This window comes from Sphingomonas plantiphila (genome assembly GCF_046000505.1).
GTDB classification, from domain to species: Bacteria; Pseudomonadota; Alphaproteobacteria; order Sphingomonadales; family Sphingomonadaceae; genus Sphingomonas; species Sphingomonas plantiphila.
On sequence record NZ_JBELQC010000001.1, the window covers coordinates 1,450,192 to 1,468,193 of the forward strand.

Here is an 18,002-nt window from a genome sequence, read left to right on the forward strand (position 1 = left end):
GTGCGAAGGGATGAGGATGGTGATCGCGCGGCTTTGCGCCCTGCTGCTGATCTGCGTGTCGCTGTGCACGGTCAGTGCGGCGCGCGCCGAGGATGGCTACCGGCTGTGGCTGCGCAATGCGCCCGTCGCCGATGCTGCGCAGCAAAGACCCGGACAGGTCGTGCTGGTCGGGATCGAATCGCCCACCATGATTCTTGCGCGCGACGAACTGTCGCGCGGCCTTGCCGAGCTTTTCCCGGGGGGCGCCACGGGTCGCACCACGCCGATCCTGCTCCGCCGGGTGATCGGCCCGCAAATGCGTGAGGGCGCGTTCACGATTGCGTCGATGGACCAGGGTGTCGCGATCACCGCGAACAGCGACACCGGCCTGCTCTACGGTGCCTTCGCGCTGCTCCGCGAACTGGGGCAGGGCAAGGCGCTCGCGTCGATCCGCCTCGACGAAGCCCCGGCCTACGACCTGCGCATGCTCAACCACTGGGACAATCCCGACGGGCATGTCGAGCGCGGCTATGCCGGGCGGTCGATCTTCGACTGGTGGCATCTGCCGGGCCATGTCGATGCGCGGATGACCGATTACGCGCGCGCCAACGCCTCGATCGGGATCAACGGCGTCGTCATCAACAATGTCAACGCGCGCGCGACGATGCTGGAGCCGCGCTATATCGCCAAGGCGAAGGCGCTGGCCGACACGTTCAGGCCGTGGGGCATTCGCCTTTATCTTTCCGCCCGGTTCTCCGCGCCGCGCGATATCGGCGGCCTCAAGACCGCCGACCCGCTCGACCCCGCGGTGCGCGCCTGGTGGAAGGCCAAGGCCGACGAACTTTACTCCGCGATCCCCGATTTCGGCGGCTTCCTCGTCAAGGCCAACTCCGAAGGCCAGCCCGGCCCGCAAGACTATGGCCGCAGCCATGCCAATGGCGCGAATATGCTGGCCGAAGCGATCGGCAACCGGGGCGTCGTGATCTGGCGCGCCTTCGTCTATGCCGCCGAGAACGACGAGGATCGCGCGAAGCAGGCCTTCACCGAATTCCAGCCGCTCGACGGCAAGTTCGCGTCGAACGTGGTCGTGCAGGTCAAGAACGGCCCGATCGATTTCCAGCCGCGCGAGCCGTTTCATCCGCTGTTCGGCGCGATGCCGAAGACGCGGCTGAGCCTCGAGCTGCAGATCACCAAGGAATATCTCGGCTTTGCCTCCCACCTCGCCTTTCTGGCGCCGTTGTTCGAGGAGGTGCTGGACGCCGATACCGGTCGCTCGGGAACGGTGGCTGATACGGTCAGCGTGATCGCCGGCGTCGCCAATACCGGCAGCGACCGCAACTGGACCGGATCGCATTTCGACCAGGCCAACTGGTACGCCTTCGGTCGGCTGGCCTGGAATCCGAAGCTGCCGAGCAAGCAGATCGCGAGCGAATGGGCGGCGCAGACCTTCAGCCGCGATCCTGCTTTCCTGAACGCGGTGGTTCCGATGATGCTGGCGAGTCGCGACGCGGTGGTCGATTATATGACCCCGCTCGGCCTCGCACACGTCATGGGGACCGGCCATCACTACGGGCCCGCGCCATGGGTCGCGGACCTGGACCGGCCCGAATGGAACCCGGTCTATTATCATCGCGCTGACCGCGACGGCATCGGGTTCGACCGCACCGCAACCGGCAGCGACGCGCTCGCCCAATATGCGCCCGCCGTGGCGAAGCGGTTGCTGGCGGACGAGGCGCTGTTGCTGTGGTTTTGCCATGTGCCGTGGGATCATCGGCTGACGAACGGAAGCACGTTGTGGGAGGAGTTGCCGCGCCGCTATGACCGAGGCGTCGCGACCGTGGCGCGGATGGGGACGACCTGGGCCGGGCTCGCGCCATATGTCGACCAACAGCGCCACCGCGCGGTCGCCGATTTCCTGACGATCCAGGCAGACGAAGCGCGCTGGTGGCGCGACGCCAGTCTGGCCTACTGGTCCTCGGTCTCGGGCCGCGCCTTGCCCGCGGGACATGAGGCGCCCGCGCATCCGCTCGCCTGGTATCAGGCGCAGCGCTTTCCCGAGGCACCGGGCCAATGATTGCGCTCCCAGATCGAGTGAAGCCGTGCTTGCTGCGAGAGGCAAACGGGGCGTATGTGCCGTGACCATGCCTCCCGCCGCATCCGCCAAGCCCCGTTCCTCGCGCCGCCGTGGTGGCGCTCCCACCATCGCCGACGTCGCCGCGGAGGCGCGCTGTTCGCCGATGACGGTGAGCCGCGTCATCAATGGCGAGGGGAATGTGCGCGAGAATACGCGCGAACAGGTGCTGGCGGCGATCGCCAAGCTCAATTTCGCGCCCAATCGCGCGGCGCGCAGCCTGGCGGGTGGCGAACAGCTGCGTATCGCGCTGATGTTCGACAATCCCTCGGCATCCTATCTCAGCGAATTCCTGATGGGCGCGCTGGAGGAGGCGAGCCGCGCGGACATCCACCTCGTCGTCCAGAATTGCGAAAGCGTGGCCGAGGCGAAGCCGCTGGTCCGCCACCTGATCGACGGCGGGATCAAGGGCTTCATCCTCCCGCCGCCGCTGTGCGACGACCAGAGCGTGCTCGATCTCGTCACCAATGCCGGCGCGGTGGCGATCGCGGTGGGGCCGGGCAAGGCGAGCGGGTCGCACGCCGCGGTGCTGATCGATGATTTCCAGGCCGCGTTCGACATGACGCGCCACATCATCGACCTGGGCCACCAGCGTATCGGCTTCATCATCGGCAACCCCGAACAGGTCGCCAGCGGGCGCCGCCTCAACGGGTACAAGGCGGCGCTGGAGGCGGCAGGCATTCCGGTGCGCGAGGAGCTGATCGCACAAGGCCGCTTCACCTATCGGTCGGGGATGCAGGCATCCGAGCAGCTGATCTCGGTCGATCCGCGCCCGACCGCGATCTTCGCATCGAACGACGACATGGCCGCGGCAACCGTTGCCGTCGCGCACCGGCTGCATCTCGACGTGCCCAACGACATCACCGTCTGCGGGTTCGACGATACCGCGATGGCGAGCACGATCTGGCCCGAGCTGACCACCGTGCGCCAGCCGATCCGCGCGATGACGGCCTGGGCGGTATCGGCCACCGTGCGCATCCTCAAGGCGAAGCGGGCGGGCGATCCGCTCGAGGTCGAGCAGAAGACCTTGCCCTACACGCTGGTCCGCCGCGATTCGGATTCGGCGCCCACGCTGGTCAGCCGCGTCGCGCGCAACCGGGAGCCCTGATGACTGACGCGATTCCCGTGCGGCTGCGCTCGCGCGATTGGTTCGACAACCCCGAACGCTGGGACATGACCGCGCTCTATCTCGAGCGGTTCATGAACTATGGCGTGACGCCCGAGGAGCTGCAGTCGGGCAAGCCGATCATCGGCATCGCGCAATCGGGCAGCGACCTGTCCCCGTGCAACCGCATCCATCTCGATCTGGCGAAGCGTGTGCGCGACGGGATCCGCGACGCGGGCGGAATCCCGATCGAGTTTCCGGTTCACCCGATCTTCGAGAATTGCCGGCGCCCGACGGCGGCGCTCGACCGCAACCTTGCCTATCTCGGGCTGGTCGAATTGCTCAACGGCTATCCCATCGACGGCGTCGTGCTGACCACCGGCTGTGACAAGACCACGCCGAGCCAGGTGATGGCGGCGACGACGGTCGATATCCCTGCGATCGTGCTGTCGGGCGGACCGATGCTCGATGGCTGGCATGAGGGCGAGCTGGTCGGTTCCGGCACCGTCATCTGGCGCAGTCGCCGCGCGCTCGCCGCGGGCGAGATCGACGAGGCGGAATTCCTCCGCCGCGCCACCAGCAGCGCGCCTTCGGCCGGGCATTGCAATTCGATGGGCACGGCATCGACGATGAACGCGGTGGCGGAAGCGCTCGGCCTGTCGCTCACCGGCTGCGCGGCGATCCCGGCACCCTATCGCGAGCGCGGGCAGATCGCCTATCGCACCGGCCAGCGCATCGTCGAGATGGTGCACGCGGATCTGCGCCCGGCGAAGATCCTGACGCGCGAGGCGTTCCTCAACGCCATCGCCACGGTCACCGTCTGCGGCGGATCGTCCAATGCCCAGCCGCATATCGTCGCGATGGCGCGGCATGCCGGCGTCGCGCTGGAGCAGGATGTCTGGTACGATCATGGTTATCACCTCCCGCTGCTGGTCAACATGCAGCCTGCCGGGAAGTATCTGGGCGAACGCTTCCACCGCGCGGGCGGGGTCCCTGCGGCCATGTGGGAATTGCTGCAGGCGGGGAAGCTGCACGGCGATTGCCTGACCGTCACCGGGCGGACGATTGCCGAAAATCTAGCGGAGGCTGAAAGCAACGATCGCGAGGTCATTCGTCCGTTCGCCGAGCCGCTTCAGGAGAATGCCGGCTTCCTCGTGCTGAGCGGCAATCTGTTCGACTTTGCGATCATGAAGACGTCGGTAATCTCCGCCGAATTCCGCAAACGTTATCTGTCGCGGCCGGGGGCGGAGAATGTGTTCGAGGCGCGCGCGATCGTGTTCGACGGATCGGACGATTATCACCACCGCATCAACGATCCCGCGCTGAATATCGACGCCGACTGCATCCTGGTGATGCGATCGTCCGGCGTGCTCGGCTGGCCGGGATCGGCGGAGGTGGTCAACATGCAGCCGCCCGATGCGTTGATCCGCGCCGGCGTGAACTGGCTTCCCACGCTCGGCGACGGGCGCCAGTCGGGGACGTCGGACAGTCCCTCGATCCTCAACGCCTCGCCCGAGAGCGCCGCGGGCGGCGGGCTGGCATGGCTGCGCACCGGCGACACGATCCGGATCGATCTCAACACGCGCCGCTGCGACATGCTGGTCGAGCCGGAGGAGATCGAGCGGCGCAAGGGCGATGGTCTGCCCGAAATTCCGGCGAACAACACGCCGTGGGAGCAACTGGCGCGCGAGAAGACGGGGCAGCTTGCCGAGGGCGCGGTGCTCGAGTTCGCGCTCGACTATCGCCAGACGTCGAAGACGCTGCCGCGGCATAATCATTGAGCTGCTCGAAGCGGACGGTGGAGGGTTACTCCACCGTCAGTTCGAACGAGGTCGGCGTCATGTTGGCCGCGTCGTAGAGATTGACCACCGGCGTATCGGCCCAGCCATAGCGGACCCGCGTCACCGGCTGCCCGTCGCCGTGCACGCGTACCGTCGCGCCGTCCGCAGTGGCGCGCGCGAAGCGGCAGGTCTGTGCGCAGAGTTCGAAACTGATCGGCGCGCCGCTCCAGCCGGTCAGCGCGCCTTCGACACCATCGAACGACACGACCACGTCGCTGCCATCGCGCCGCGCCGACACCGCCTGCGGCCCGGGCTTGCCCAGTGCCGCGCGGGCGAGGCGCTTGCCCAGCTCGTTCTTGTCGCCGGGATGGATATCGGTGCGCGATCCCAGGTCGATGGCCGATACCAGCGCAGTTCCCGGGGTTGCAGCCACGGCGCGTCGCTGCTCGTCGCGCACTTGTGCCCAGCCGCTTTCGCCCGGCGTGGGGGCGGGATCGCCATATCCCGCCAACCCGACGACCAGCACCTGCAGCGCCGGATCGGAGAACTGGCGACGATAGCCGTCGATCAGGCCGCGCAGGCGGACGTCGTAGCCGGTCTGCCCGGAATCGCTTTCGCCCTGATACCAGGCGACGCCGCGCAATCCGATCCGGCCAAGCGGCGCGACCATCGCGTTGCCGATCAGGCCCAGGCCCGCAATCGCGTCCCACGGCGGACGCGGCGGAGACCCCTTGGCGGTGGAAATCCAGTAGCGCCACTGATCGCCCAGCGGGATGCTCGATCCGTCGGCAAGGGTCAGCTTCAGCACGTCCGCCGGACCCATGAAGCCGCCGGTGCCGTAGCTGTTCCACACGGCGACGAGCACCTCATTGGCACCGGCCTTCCAGTAATGGCCCGGAACCTTGTAGTCGCGCGGGTTCGACCAGCCATAGCTGTTGCCGACCGGCCGGCCGTTGACGAACACCTGATCGCCATCGTCGATGATGCCGAGCGACAGCGTCGCGCCGTCGCGCGCTTGATCGGGCGTGAGGGTGATGGTGCGGCGGAACCACGCCCAGCCCAGCAATCCCTGCAGCGGCGCCTCGCCGAGACGATCCCACGGCGCGATACCGGGAAGCGGCGACCATTGCACTGCGTTCGGCGTGCGCCACGGCTCGACCTTGTCCTGCGTGCGCCACCACTCGATCCAGCGCGGCGCGAAGCGGACATTCGCGTCGAGCGGGTCGCGGTCATAGGCATCGAGCAGCGTCGCTTCGTCCGCACCATAGATTTTGCGCGTCGCGGCGGGATCGAGCCATGCGCGGATCGCGGTGCCGCCCCAGCTCGCGTCGATCAGGCCGATCGCGACGCCGGGTTCGGCCTTGCGCAGCTCGCGCGCCATATACCAGCAGGCGGCGGAGAATTCGGGTGCGGTGTCGCGGGTCGATGCCTCCCAGCTCGCCGGCTCGCCGAATGTGCGGCGCGGCTTGGTCGCAGTCGCCTTTGGCACGGTCAGCAGCCGCAGCATCGGATCGGCGGCGCTGTTCATCTGGCCGTCAAAGTCGAGTGCGCGGCGGACCGGCAGCTCCATGTTCGACTGACCCGAGCACAGCCACACATCGCCGACCATCACCCCGTCGGCCTCGACGGCGCTATCGCGCGTCGCTGCGCGCAGACGATACGGCCCGCCGGCCTTCATCGCCGGGAAGGTCGCACGCCAGTGCCCGTCCTTGCCTGCCTTTGCCTGCGCGATCGTCTCGCCGAGCGTGACGGTCAGGGCCGTCCCCGCCGGCGCCTCGCCCTCGACCACGATCGGCTTGTCGCGCTGGAGCACGGCCTGATCGCCGATGGCGGGGCCGAAGGCGAGTTGCGCGGAAACGGGAAGGGGCGCGAGTGCCGTCACGGCGAGCAGGGCCGCCGCGCCCTTCATGCCACGTGCGCCAGGGCGAGCGGGTGGCCGGGTACCTTAGCGTCGAACGCGAACAGGTCGCCCGCATGCGGCTGCGCGGCGCGTTCCTCGGCGCTCAGCCCCTTGGCGGCGGTGGTGGTATAGAGGGTGCGCAAGTCTTCACCTCCGAACGCGAGCTTGGTGACATTGGCGACCGGCAGGCGAACGAACTCGATCTCGCGCCCGGCGGGATCGAAACGGCGCGCGCCATGCCCGCCGAAAAAGCCGACCCAGACATTCCCCTCGGCATCGGTGATCGACCCGTCGGGATAGCCCTCGTCTCCGGTGAAGCTGAGAAACGGGCGGGGGTCGCCGAGCGAGCCGTCATCGTGCAGCGCGGCCTGCCAGATGCGGCGGCCGATCGTGTCGGTGAAATAGATGCGATCGCCCGCAGGGGATACGGCGGGGCCGTTGGTGATGCTGACCGGTCCCGGTCCGACGCGATCGATCTGTCCGGCGTCGAGCCGGTAGAAATGCCCGCTCTCCGCCGTCTCCGCATTATCCATCGATCCGAACCACACGCGGCCCTGGCGGTCGGTGCACGCGTCGTTGAGCCGGTTGCCGGGAAGCGTCGGCTCGACCGAGCGCCAGAAGGTGAAGGTGCGCGTATCGGGATCGAACCAGTGCAATCCGGCCTGGAGTCCGCACAGCAGGCGACCATTGTCGGCGGGAAGCGCCCAGCCGATTTCGCCGGGCGCGTCAGCGCTGGCGAGAGTGCCGGATACAGGGTCGAAGCGGTGGAGCTTCTTCCCCTTGATGTCGACGAACCACATGCAGCCGCGCTGCGCATCCCAGACCGGGCCTTCGCCCAGCGTCGCGCCGAGACGCGCGGCCACGCGTGGTTCGATTACCGCCATCCGGCATCCACCCAATAATTGTGCGCGGTACACATGCGCGCATCGTCGGAGGCGAGGAAGGTCGCCATCGCGGCGATGTCGGCGGGCTGGATCCGACCTTTCAGCGCCTGTGCCGCTACGATCTCCGCCTCGCCCTCGGGCGTGTACCATTTCTCCTGACGGGGCGTCTGGACGTTGCCGGGAACGATGGTGCAGACGCGGATGCCGTCGCTGCCCAGATCGCGCGCAAGGCTGCGCGTCATGCCCTCGATCGCCGCCTTGGCAGTCTGATAGAGGATCAGGTCGGGCAGGCCGAGATGCCAGCTGATCGACCCGAAATTGATGATGACGCCGCCGCCCGCGTCCCTCATGCCGGGGATCACCGCCTGCGCGGAAAAGAAAAGATGGCGCAGATTGACCGCCATCCGCTCGTCCCAATAGGCGGGCGTCACGTCCTCGATCGCATGCCGGTCGTCGCTCGCCGCGTTGTTGAGCAGGATATCGACGGGACCGCGTTCCGCGATCAGGCTGCGCATGCAGTTCTGCAGCGCGTCGATATCGGTCAGGTCGCAGGCTGCGAAGTGCGGCGGATGCGATGCTCCCGGTGTCAACCGCGCGCTGAGCGCCTCGCCGGCGTCTTGCTGGACATCGACGAAGCTGACCCGGCTCCCCTGGGCGACGAATCCCTCGACCAGCCCTTCGCCGATCCCCGACGCGCCGCCGGTGATCAGCACATGGCGGTCGCGCAGGCTGGGATAGATGGCGCGCATCGCGGCCGATCCGGTGGACGTCTGCAACAAGCTCAATCCCCCGAATAGACGGTCTTGACGGTGGTGTAGAATTCGACCGCCGCGAACCCCTGCTCGCGCGCGCCGTAGCTCGACTTGCGTGTGCCGCCGAAGGGCACGTGATAGTCGACGCCTGCGGTCGGCAGGTTGACCATCACCATGCCGGCGCGGATGCGCTTGCGGAAATCGCGCGCATATTTGTGGCTGGTGGTGACGATGCCCGACGACAGGCCGAACTCGCCCTGGTTGGCGATCTCCAGCGCATGCTCGTAATCCTTGGCGCGCACGGTCGACACGACGGGGCCGAACACCTCCTCGCGATTGATCGTCATGTCGGGATCGGTGTCGGCGATCAGCGTCGGCGCCATGAAATAGCCCGGGGTGTCGAGCTTGAGCGGATCGGCGCCTCCACTCGCGAGACGTCCGCCTTCCTCGATCGCGGTGCGCACATAGCGCAGATTCTGCTCGAACTGGCTCTCGCTCGATGCCGGGCCGACCTGCGTATCGGAGGCGAGCGCCGCGCCGACCTTGAGTCCCTTCGCCTTTTCGGCGAGCGCGGCGACGAAGCGGTCGTGGATCGCATCCTCGACGATCACGCGGCTCGACGCGGTGCAGCGCTGGCCGGTCTGGAAGAAGCCGCCGTCGAGCGCGATCGCCACGGCCTTGTCGAGATCGGCATCGGCAAGCACGACCAGCGGGTTCTTGCCGCCCATCTCCAACTGGACGCGCGCCTGCCGCGTCATCGCGCCCATGCCGACCTTGGCGCCGACGCCCTGCGATCCGGTGAAGCTGATCGCGTCGATCCCGGGATGGTCGACGATCGCCTGGCCGACGCCGCCCTGGCCCAGCACCATGTTGAACACGCCGGGAGGCGCGCCGCATTCCTGGATGATGTCGGCGAGCGCGCTCGCAACTGCGGGGGTCACGTTGGCGGGCTTGATCACAACGGTGTTGCCGAAGGCGAGCGCGGGCGCGGCCTTCCATGCGGGGATCGCGATCGGGAAGTTCCACGGGGTGATCAGCCCGACCACGCCCACGGCTTCGCGATAGGTGGCGACATCAAGACCCGGCCGGGTCGATTCGAGCGTCAGCCCGTGGCGGCGCAGCGCCTCACCGCCGAAATAGCGGAAGATGCGCGCGGCGCGCATCACCTCGCCCATGCCCTCGGCGCGGGTCTTGCCTTCCTCGCGCGCGAGCAGTTCGCCGAGTTCGGCGGCGCGCGCCATGATCGTTGCCGCGACCTTGTCGAGCAGGTCGGCGCGCACTTCGGGCGAGGCGGACGCCCAGCCGGGCTGCGCCGCACGGGCGGCCTGCACCGCCTGGTCGACGGTCGAGGCATCGCCCGCGGCGAAGGTTGCCACAACCTCGTCGGTGTTGGACGGGTTGCGGCTTTCCAGCGGGGCGTCGACGGCGACGCGCTCGCCATTGATGAGGTGGGTCAGCTTCATGGTGCGCGGTTCCTGCAATTCAGAGTTCAAATCCGGTCGGCGAGTCCGCGACGGGCGAGGTCCCGAACAAAAACGCCGATTCCAATTTCCCATATGGGCGCATTTTTCGATGTCGTCACCGTATTGGTGAGCGTTCCGAGCCGTGGAGAGGCGATTGTCACGCGGTCGTCGATCTTGTGCGTGAACCCGCCGCCCGCAACGTCGCGGTCCTGCGTCGGCGCAAATAAAGTGCCGAGGAACAGCACGAAGCCGTCGGGATAATGATGCTCGCTCATCGCCTGGGCGACGATATCGAGCGGGTCGCGGCTGATTTCGCTCATCCGGCTCGCGCCTTCGAGCCGGAAGCCGTCCGTGCCCTCGATCGTCAGTGCGACATCGGCGCTGCGCACGTCGTCGATGGTGAAACCCTCGTCGAACAGGCGGATGAAGGGACCCAGCGCGCAGGACGCGGTATTGTCCTTGGCCTTGCCCAGCAGCAGTGCCGAGCGCCCCTCGAAATCGCGCAGGTTGACGTCGTTGCCCAGCATCGCGCCGACGGTCTCGCCGCGGCTCGATACCGCGAGGACGATCTCGGGCTCGGGGTTGTTCCAGCTCGAATCCGATCGCACCCCGATCGGCGCGTCATGCCCGACTGCCGAGAGTACGGGCGATTTGGTGAAGACTTCCGCGTCAGGGCCGATCGCGACCTCGAGATATTGCGACCACATGCCGTCCTCGATCAGGACGCGCTTGAGTTCGGCCGCTTCCGCGCTGCCGGGAACCACCGAGCGGATGCCGCTGCCGACGCGTTCTTCGAGCCGCCCGCGGATCGCCGCGGCCTGGCTCGCATCGCCGCGCGCGCGCTCCTCGATCACCCGCTCGATCGCCGAGACGGCGAAGGTGACGCCCGCCGCCTTGATGCATTGGAGATCGATCGGGGCGAGCAGGGTTGCGCCCTCGGGCAGACGGGGATCGTTCGCATCGAGGTCGGCGATGCGGTGTCCATGCTGCGGCGTGGTCTGCCCGCGCTCGATGGCGCCGGAAACGGTCGCGGTGCTCGGACTGAGGTCGTAGAGCGCGCCGCCCGCGATCAGGACGGGGACCGGGCCATCGCTCAGATCGATGCGGCCGAGAAAGCTTCCCGAGCGCCAATCCTCCGGCAAGAGACCCGCAAGCGAGACGGCCATCGTCAGAACCCCTCCGTCCTCATTCTTCTTGATAGCGCTAACATCATGCTCCTATGAAGGTGTCAAGGCCGTGCGGAAAAAAGGGCGGTGCGGACCGGGTAGGAACCCGGCACGAAGAGCGAGAGGGAGCAGGATGAAGGGTTTGAGCGCATTGTTGGCGATGCTGGTCGTTGCTGCGCCGGTTGCTGCGCAGCAGGAAAGCGCGCGATTCGATTACGTCGCCTACACGGCAGAGACCGCGGTGCCGACGCTGCCGGCGGATCGCTTCGCCAATCCAGTCCTGCCCGGGTTCCGTCCCGACCCGTCGATCGTGAAGGTCGGACGGGACTTCTACCTTGTCACGTCGACCTTCGCCTGGTTTCCCGGCATCCCGGTCTATCACAGCACCGATCTGGTGAACTGGCGCCAGATCGGCAATGCGATCGACCGGCCGGAGATGCTCGATTTCAGCGGGCTGGCGCTCGACCGCGGCGTGTTCGCGCCGACGATCGAATATCATGACGGCACCTATTACATCCTCAATACCTGTGTCGGATGCCGCGACAATTTCCTGCTGACCGCGAAGAATCCGGCCGGGCCGTGGAGCGCGCCGCACTGGCTCGAGTTCGGGGGAATTGACCCGTCGATCTATTTCGAGGACGGCCGCGCCTGGATCGTCAACAACGATGCGCCGCCGGGGACCCCCGAATATGACGGCCACCGCGCATTGTGGCTGCAGGAGATCGATCTCGCCACCTTCAAGATGAAGGGGCCGCGCCACCTGCTGGTGAACAAGGGCGTCGATCCGTCGACCAAGCCGATCTGGGCAGAAGGGCCGCATATCTACAAGGTCGATGGCTGGTATTATCTCTCCGCGGCAGAGGGCGGCACGGCGGATCAGCACGCGCAGACCATCTATCGCTCGCGCAAGCTGACCGGCCCCTACACGCCCGGCCCGGTCAACCCGATCCTGACGCAGCGCGACCTGCCCGAGGATCGCGCGAATCCGGTGCAGGCAACGGGTCATGCCGACATTGTGAAGCTGGACGACGGCAGCTGGTGGGCGGTGTTCCTCGCCACGCGACCGTTCCGCGGGCAGGAGACGCTGCTGGGGCGCGAGACCTTCCTGCTGCCGGTGACGTGGAAAGAGGGCTGGCCGTCGATCCTGCCGCCGCGCACGCCGCTGCCCGCCAGCGTTGCGCGCCCGAACCTGCCCGCCTCGCCCGGCGAGGCACGCGACTGGCGCGAGGAGTTCGACACGCCGAAGCTCTCCGACGACTGGCTGATGCTGCGCACGCCCAAGGGGGCGCCGTGGTGGCGCATCGCCGACGGCGCGCTGACGCTCGCCGCGCGGCCGGTCGCTGCCGGTGCGCTTGCCCAGCCCAGCTATCTCGGCAAGAGGATGCGCCATGCCAAGGCGAGCTGGACCACGCGCGTGTCGTTCGATCCCCAGGGCGCGTCGGATCGCGCCGGGCTGCTGGCGGTTGCCGACGAGAACCACCTGATGTTCGTCGGCCTTGAGGGCGACAAGCTCGTCGTGCGCCGGCGCATATCGAAGGACGAGCCGGAGAATGGCGTCGAGGTCGCGTCGGTTCCGCGGGGCGGCGCGACGCAGGTCGAATTGCGGCTGAGCTTCGACAATGGCACCGCCCAGGCCGAGTGGCGCCCGGTCGACACGACTGCGTGGCGCAGCATCGCGCGCGACATCGACGTATCGCGGCTCGCCACCATCCATGCCGGACTGTTTATGGGTCTGGTCGTCGGTCCGCACGCGGCGTCGGGAACGCCATGATCGATCCGGTGCGCGTCGTCATCGTCGGGGGCGGAACCGCAGGGTGGATGACCGCATCTGCCCTCGCGCGGTTCCTGCCCGGCGTGGCGGACGTGCGCCTGATCGAATCCGAGGAGATCGGAATCGTCGGGGTGGGGGAGGCGACGCTGCCGCACCTGCGTGCGTTTCTCCAGCGGCTCGGGATCGACGAGGCCGAGATGATGCGCGCCACCAACGCCACCTTCAAGCTGGGAATCGACTTCCGCGATTTCGGCGGGATCGGCGATCGCTATGTCCACCCGTTCGGAGCCTATGGCGTCGATCTCGCCGGGGTCGGCTTTCACCATTACTGGCTGCGTGCGCGGGCGGAGGGTTCGGCCCGCAGCCTCGAGGACTATTCGCTCCCGATCGTGGCCGCGCGCGCCAACCGCTTCGCCTTTCCGCCCGCGGACGGTGACTTTCTGTCGAGCAGCTATGGCTGGGCCTATCAGTTCGATGCGACGAAGCTGGCGCCGATGCTGCGCGGGTATTCGGAGGCGCGCGGGGTCGTGCGGACCGAGGGGCGCGTCACCGGGGTCGAGCGCGACGGGGCGAGCGGCGACGTCACCGAACTCGTCCTGGACAGCGGCGAGCGGATCGCGGGCGACCTGTTCATCGACTGCTCGGGCTTTCGCGCGTTGCTGATCGGCGGCGCGATGGACGCGGCGTGGGAGGATTGGTCGCACTGGCTGCCCTGCGATCGCGCCGCCGCGCTGCCGACCGAACGTCTCCCCGGTGCGATCGAGCCCTACACCCGCGCCACTGCGATGGGGGCCGGGTGGCGCTGGCACATCCCGCTGCAGCATCGCGTTGGCAACGGCTATGTCTTCTCCAGCAGCTTCCTGTCGGACGATGCCGCGTGCGATGCGATCCTCGGCGCGGTGGAAGGCTCCCCGCGCGCCGATCCGCGCATCCTGCGCTTTCGCGCCGGGCGGCGGCGGCAAAGCTGGGTCGGCAACGTCGTGAGCATCGGACTTGCCAGCGGCTTCCTCGAGCCGCTCGAATCGACCAGCATTCACCTCGCTCAAATGGCGGTGATGCGGCTGGTCGAACTGTTCCCCGAGCGTACGATCGATCCCGCCGACCGCGACGCGTTCAACGCGACCGTCGACTATGAATATGATCGCGTGCGCGACTTCCTGATCCTCCATTACCACGCCACGACCCGTGGCGATTCGGATTTCTGGAACCATGTCCGCACCATGGCGGTGCCCGACAGCCTTGCAGCCAAGCTCGAGCTGTGGCGCGAGACCGGGCGCGTCGAGAAGTATGGCGAGGGGCTGTTCCTCGAGCCGAGTTGGGTCGCGGTGTATCTGGGGCAGGGGCAGGTGCCGCTGCGCCACGATCCGCGCGCGGACAACCCCGCCGCGCCCGCGCTGACCCGCGCGCTGGACGAGCTTGCGGGGGACATCGCACGGCGCGTCGCGGCGATGCGCGATCATGAAGCGGCATTGCGGGCCCACGGCGCCTGGGGGACCGCATGAGCGGGCCGACCAGCGTCGCAGTGCTGGGCAGCGGCGTGGTCGCGCTGTCCGCCGCGATCGCCTTTCGCCGGGCGCTGCCGCACGCCCGGATTACACTAGTGGAGCGGCCAGGCGATCCCCATGCACTGCTCGACCGGATCGGCGCCGCTACCATGGCGATCGATGCTTTCCACCGCGCGATCGGGCTGGACCAGGCGCTGTTCATCCGCCGCACCGGTGCGGTGGCGATCCGGCGCGTGGAACTCGACGGCGTCCCGCTTGCCCCGCCCGGCGCGATCCCGCATGTCGATGGCGTCGCGCTGCACCAGCTATGGCTGCGCAGCGAACGCGAACGCCCCGGCCGGGCGATGCCATGGCCGGTGCTGGCTGCGCGCGACGCGGAACCGTTCGGGATCCGTTTCGACATGGCGGCCTATGCCGCGCTGCTCGCCGAGATGGCGGCTGCGCTGGATATCGCGCGGGCGTCGGACGTGCCGGAGGCGCACCTGATCCTCGATTGCACCGCGCCCGGGAACGACTGGACCGACTGGTCCGCCCACCTCCCGTCGCTGGTCGCCGAGCCGATCTCGCGCGGCGCACCCGAGGGCGAGACGATCGCGACCGGCGACGGGGTCGTCGAGTGGCGCAGCCCGCCCTGGGGCTGGCGCCTGTCGCGCGGGGCTGGTTTGCCGCCGGGGCGGCATCCCGCGCCGCGCGCGGGCAACTGCACCGCGCTCGGCGAAGCTGCGCTGGTCATCGAGCCGTTCGACGGCCACGCCCTGTCCGCTGCGCACGCCGATATCCTGCGCGCGATCGAGTTCATGCCGCAGGCCGATCCGTCGCCGCGCGAGGCGGCGGAGTATAATCGCCGTACCGCCATCGCGCACGCGCGGCTGCTGGACTGGACGACCGAGCGGTGGAACGGCTCGGCGACGCCCGATCTCGCGACCTTGCGCGCCGGCTTTGCCGCGCGCGGGCGGATGCCGTATCGCGATTGGGACCCGGTGACGCCGGGCGAGTGGATCGGCTGGTGGCTCGCCCATGGGGTACGCCCCGAGCGCATCGATCCAACCGCCCGCGCGGTCGCCGAAACGAAGATCATCCATATCATGGAGGGGAGTTGATGAAGAAGCTGTTGGTACTGGCGCTCGGCGCCGCGCTCGCTGCGCCGATCGCCGCGCAGGAGAGCAAGGTCCATCCCGAAATCTGGCCGTCGCCGACTTGGCCGCAGCGGACAGACAACGCTGTCGAGGTGCGCATCAAGGCGCTGATCGCGAAGATGAGCGTGGAGGAGAAGGTCGGCCAGGTGGTCCAGGCCGACATTTCCGCCGTCACGCCGGAGGATGTGCGCACCTATCATCTCGGTTCGGTGCTCAATGGCGGCAGCAGCGGCCCCTATGGCGACGACTTCGCCCCGGCACCCAAATGGCTGCAGCTTGCCGACGAATTCTACGAAGCGTCGATCGACAAGAGCGGCGGGCGCGTCGGCATCCCGATCATCTGGGGGACCGATGCGGTCCATGGCCACAGCAACATCATCGGCGCCACGCTGTTCCCGCACAATATCGGCCTCGGCGCGATGCGCGACCCCGACCTGATCGAGAAGATCGCGCAGGCGACCGCGCTCGAGATCCGCGCCACCGGCCAGGAATGGACCTTCGCGCCGACCGTCACCGTCCCGCGCGATTTCCGCTGGGGCCGTGCCTATGAGGGCTATTCGTCGGACCCGAAGCTGGTAGCATCCTATGTCGAGCGGATGGTGCGCGGGCTGCAGGGCCCGGGCAATGGCACCAACCTGCTGTCCGGCCCGTATGTGCTCGCCTCGACCAAGCATTTCCTCGCCGATGGCGGCACGCATGAGGGACGCGACCAAGGCGATGCGCGGATCAGCGAAACGGAACTGCGCGACGTCCACGGCGCCCCCTATATCCCCGCGATCGAGCAGGGCGTGGCGACGGTGATGGTCAGTTTCTCGAGCTGGAACGGCAGCAAGATGACCGGGCACAAGGGCCTGCTCACCGACGTGCTCAAGAACCGCATGAACTTCGGCGGCTTCCTCGTGTCGGACTGGAACGCGCATGGCCAGGTCGAAGGCTGCACCAATGCATCCTGCCCCAAGGCGATCAACGCCGGGCTCGACATGTACATGGCGCCCGACAGCTGGAAGCCGCTGTGGAACTCGCTGCTGGCGCAGGTGAAGTCGGGCGAGGTGCCGATGGCGCGGCTCGACGATGCGGTCGCGCGCATCCTGCGCGTCAAGATGCGGCTGGGACTGTTCGAGGCGGGCAAGCCCTCCTCGCGCAAATATGCCGGCGACTGGTCGCTGCTCGGCCATGCCGATCACCGCGCGATCGCGCGCGACGCGGTGCGCAAGTCGCTGGTGCTGCTCAAGAACAGCGGATCGGTGCTGCCGGTCAGGGCGGGCGCGCACCTGCTCGTCGCGGGCGATGCGGCGGACGATATCGGCCGCCAGTCGGGCGGCTGGACGCTGACCTGGCAGGGAACCGACGTCACCAACGCCAACTTCCCCGGTGCGACGTCGATCTGGAAGGGGCTGGAAAGCGCGGTCACTGCGACCGGCGGCAGCGCCGAACTGGCTCCGGACGGCAAGTTCGCGAAGAAGCCCGATGTCGCGATCGTGGTGTTCGGCGAGACGCCCTATGCCGAGTTCCAGGGCGACCTGAAGACGCTCCAGCTGCGCCCCGAACTGCGCAAGCCCTATGAGACGATGAAGGCGCTCAAGGCGCAGGGAATCCCGGTGGTCGCGGTGATGGTCACCGGCCGCCCGCTGTTCATGAACCCCGAGCTCAACATCGCCGACGCGTTCGTCGTCGCCTGGCTCCCCGGATCGGAAGGGGCGGGCATCGCCGACCTGCTGGTCCAGCGCAAGGATCGCCGCGCGCCCTATGACTTCGTCGGCAAGCTGCCCGCAGCCTGGCCCGCGACCGCGCGCGCGGACGGGCCGGTGCTGTTCCCGTTCGGCCATGGCCTGACCCTGGCGGGCGGCGCCGTGCCGTGGAAGCCGTTGTCCGAGGAGTCGGGCGTGGCGGACGAGGACGCCGGCAATGTCTATTTCGCCAATGGCGTGCCGTCGGCGTCGTGGTCGCTCCAGGTGCTCGGCGGAACGGGCGATTCGACGCGGATCACCGCGGTTCCGGCAGATGCCGCAAGCGGGCGGGTACGGGTGACGGCGGTCAACCATGTCGTGCAGGAAGGCGCGCGCCGCTTTGCGATCGCATCCGGCCCCGCCGATGTCGCGCTCGCGACCCAGGCGCCGCTCGACCTCACGCGTGAGGTCAATGGCGATGTGCTGCTGGTCGCCACGATGCGCGTAGATGCCAAGCCCGCGGGCACGGTGCAGTTCCGCATGGGCGATGCCGCGGTCCGCGCGACCCCGATCGAGACCGCGGCGCCGGGCGAATGGACCAGCTATGGCGTCCCGCTCAAATGCTTCGCCAAGGGCGGCGCGAACCTCGGCCGCGTCGCTTCACCGTTTACGCTGCGCAGCGAGGGTGCCTTCACCTTCAGCCTCGCCCGCGTCGCGCTCGGCACCGCGGCGGACAAGGTGATCGCCTGCCCGTGAGTTAGA

At 68.1% G+C, this 18,002-nt stretch carries 12 protein-coding genes; 7 read left to right on the forward strand and 5 right to left on the reverse strand.

Annotated elements, in window-relative coordinates:
• The first annotated feature begins 16 nt into the window (after window positions 1–16).
• The 3 genes from ABS767_RS06800 (at window position 17) to ABS767_RS06810 (ending at window position 4,996) form a co-directional block, all read left to right on the forward strand.
• The gene (locus ABS767_RS06800; protein ID WP_408077594.1) at window positions 17–2,053 is read left to right on the forward strand and encodes an alpha-glucuronidase; all 2,037 of its coding nucleotides are present in this window, start codon (window positions 17–19) and stop codon (window positions 2,051–2,053) included.
• 67 nt (window positions 2,054–2,120) lie between these two features.
• Complete coding sequence (locus ABS767_RS06805; protein ID WP_408077595.1) at window positions 2,121–3,218, forward strand: LacI family DNA-binding transcriptional regulator; 1,098 nt, start codon at window positions 2,121–2,123, stop codon at window positions 3,216–3,218.
• The gene (locus ABS767_RS06810; RefSeq protein WP_408077596.1) at window positions 3,218–4,996 is read left to right on the forward strand and encodes an IlvD/Edd family dehydratase; all 1,779 of its coding nucleotides are present in this window, start codon (window positions 3,218–3,220) and stop codon (window positions 4,994–4,996) included. Before ABS767_RS06805 ends, ABS767_RS06810 begins: the two co-directional genes overlap by 1 nt.
• A gap of 25 nt (window positions 4,997–5,021) precedes the next feature.
• Here ABS767_RS06810 and ABS767_RS06815 read toward each other — a convergent pair whose 3' ends face one another.
• Genes ABS767_RS06815 through ABS767_RS06835 form a run of 5 tightly spaced genes read right to left on the reverse strand, consistent with a single transcriptional unit; the run spans window position 5,022 to window position 11,161 of the window.
• A complete protein-coding gene (locus tag ABS767_RS06815; RefSeq protein WP_408077597.1) occupies window positions 5,022–6,905 on the reverse strand; it encodes a sialate O-acetylesterase in 1,884 nt (627 codons plus the stop codon).
• Window positions 6,902–7,780 (reverse strand): SMP-30/gluconolactonase/LRE family protein, encoded by an 879-nt coding sequence (locus ABS767_RS06820; RefSeq protein ID WP_408077598.1) that lies wholly within the window; start codon window positions 7,778–7,780, stop codon window positions 6,902–6,904. Before ABS767_RS06820 ends, ABS767_RS06815 begins: the two co-directional genes overlap by 4 nt.
• A complete protein-coding gene (locus ABS767_RS06825) occupies window positions 7,771–8,529 on the reverse strand; it encodes an SDR family NAD(P)-dependent oxidoreductase (RefSeq protein WP_408077599.1) in 759 nt (252 codons plus the stop codon). The genes ABS767_RS06820 and ABS767_RS06825 overlap by 10 nt, the downstream gene beginning before the upstream one ends.
• 32 nt (window positions 8,530–8,561) lie before the next feature.
• A complete protein-coding gene (locus ABS767_RS06830) occupies window positions 8,562–9,995 on the reverse strand; it encodes an aldehyde dehydrogenase family protein (RefSeq protein ID WP_408077600.1) in 1,434 nt (477 codons plus the stop codon).
• Window positions 9,996–10,021: 26 nt separating this feature from the next.
• Entirely contained in the window at window positions 10,022–11,161 is a 1,140-nt protein-coding gene (locus ABS767_RS06835; protein WP_408077601.1) for a fumarylacetoacetate hydrolase family protein, read from the reverse strand.
• A 133-nt stretch (window positions 11,162–11,294) separates the two neighbouring features.
• On the opposite strand from ABS767_RS06835, the gene ABS767_RS06840 reads away from it, so the two are divergent.
• The 4 genes from ABS767_RS06840 to ABS767_RS06855 are packed head-to-tail and all read left to right on the forward strand — an operon-like array spanning window position 11,295 to window position 17,996.
• Complete coding sequence (locus ABS767_RS06840) at window positions 11,295–12,932, forward strand: glycoside hydrolase family 43 protein (RefSeq protein ID WP_408077602.1); 1,638 nt, start codon at window positions 11,295–11,297, stop codon at window positions 12,930–12,932.
• Window positions 12,929–14,434, forward strand: coding sequence for a tryptophan halogenase family protein (locus ABS767_RS06845; RefSeq protein WP_408077603.1), 1,506 nt, complete (start codon window positions 12,929–12,931; stop codon window positions 14,432–14,434). The genes ABS767_RS06840 and ABS767_RS06845 overlap by 4 nt, the downstream gene beginning before the upstream one ends.
• The gene (locus tag ABS767_RS06850) at window positions 14,431–15,537 is read left to right on the forward strand and encodes a tryptophan 7-halogenase (RefSeq protein ID WP_408077604.1); all 1,107 of its coding nucleotides are present in this window, start codon (window positions 14,431–14,433) and stop codon (window positions 15,535–15,537) included. Before ABS767_RS06845 ends, ABS767_RS06850 begins: the two co-directional genes overlap by 4 nt.
• Window positions 15,537–17,996 carry a glycoside hydrolase family 3 protein gene (locus tag ABS767_RS06855; protein ID WP_408077605.1) on the forward strand — a complete coding sequence of 820 codons (2,460 nt, stop codon included), beginning with the start codon at window positions 15,537–15,539 and terminating at the stop codon, window positions 17,994–17,996. The genes ABS767_RS06850 and ABS767_RS06855 overlap by 1 nt, the downstream gene beginning before the upstream one ends.
• Window positions 17,997–18,002: the final 6 nt, after the last annotated feature.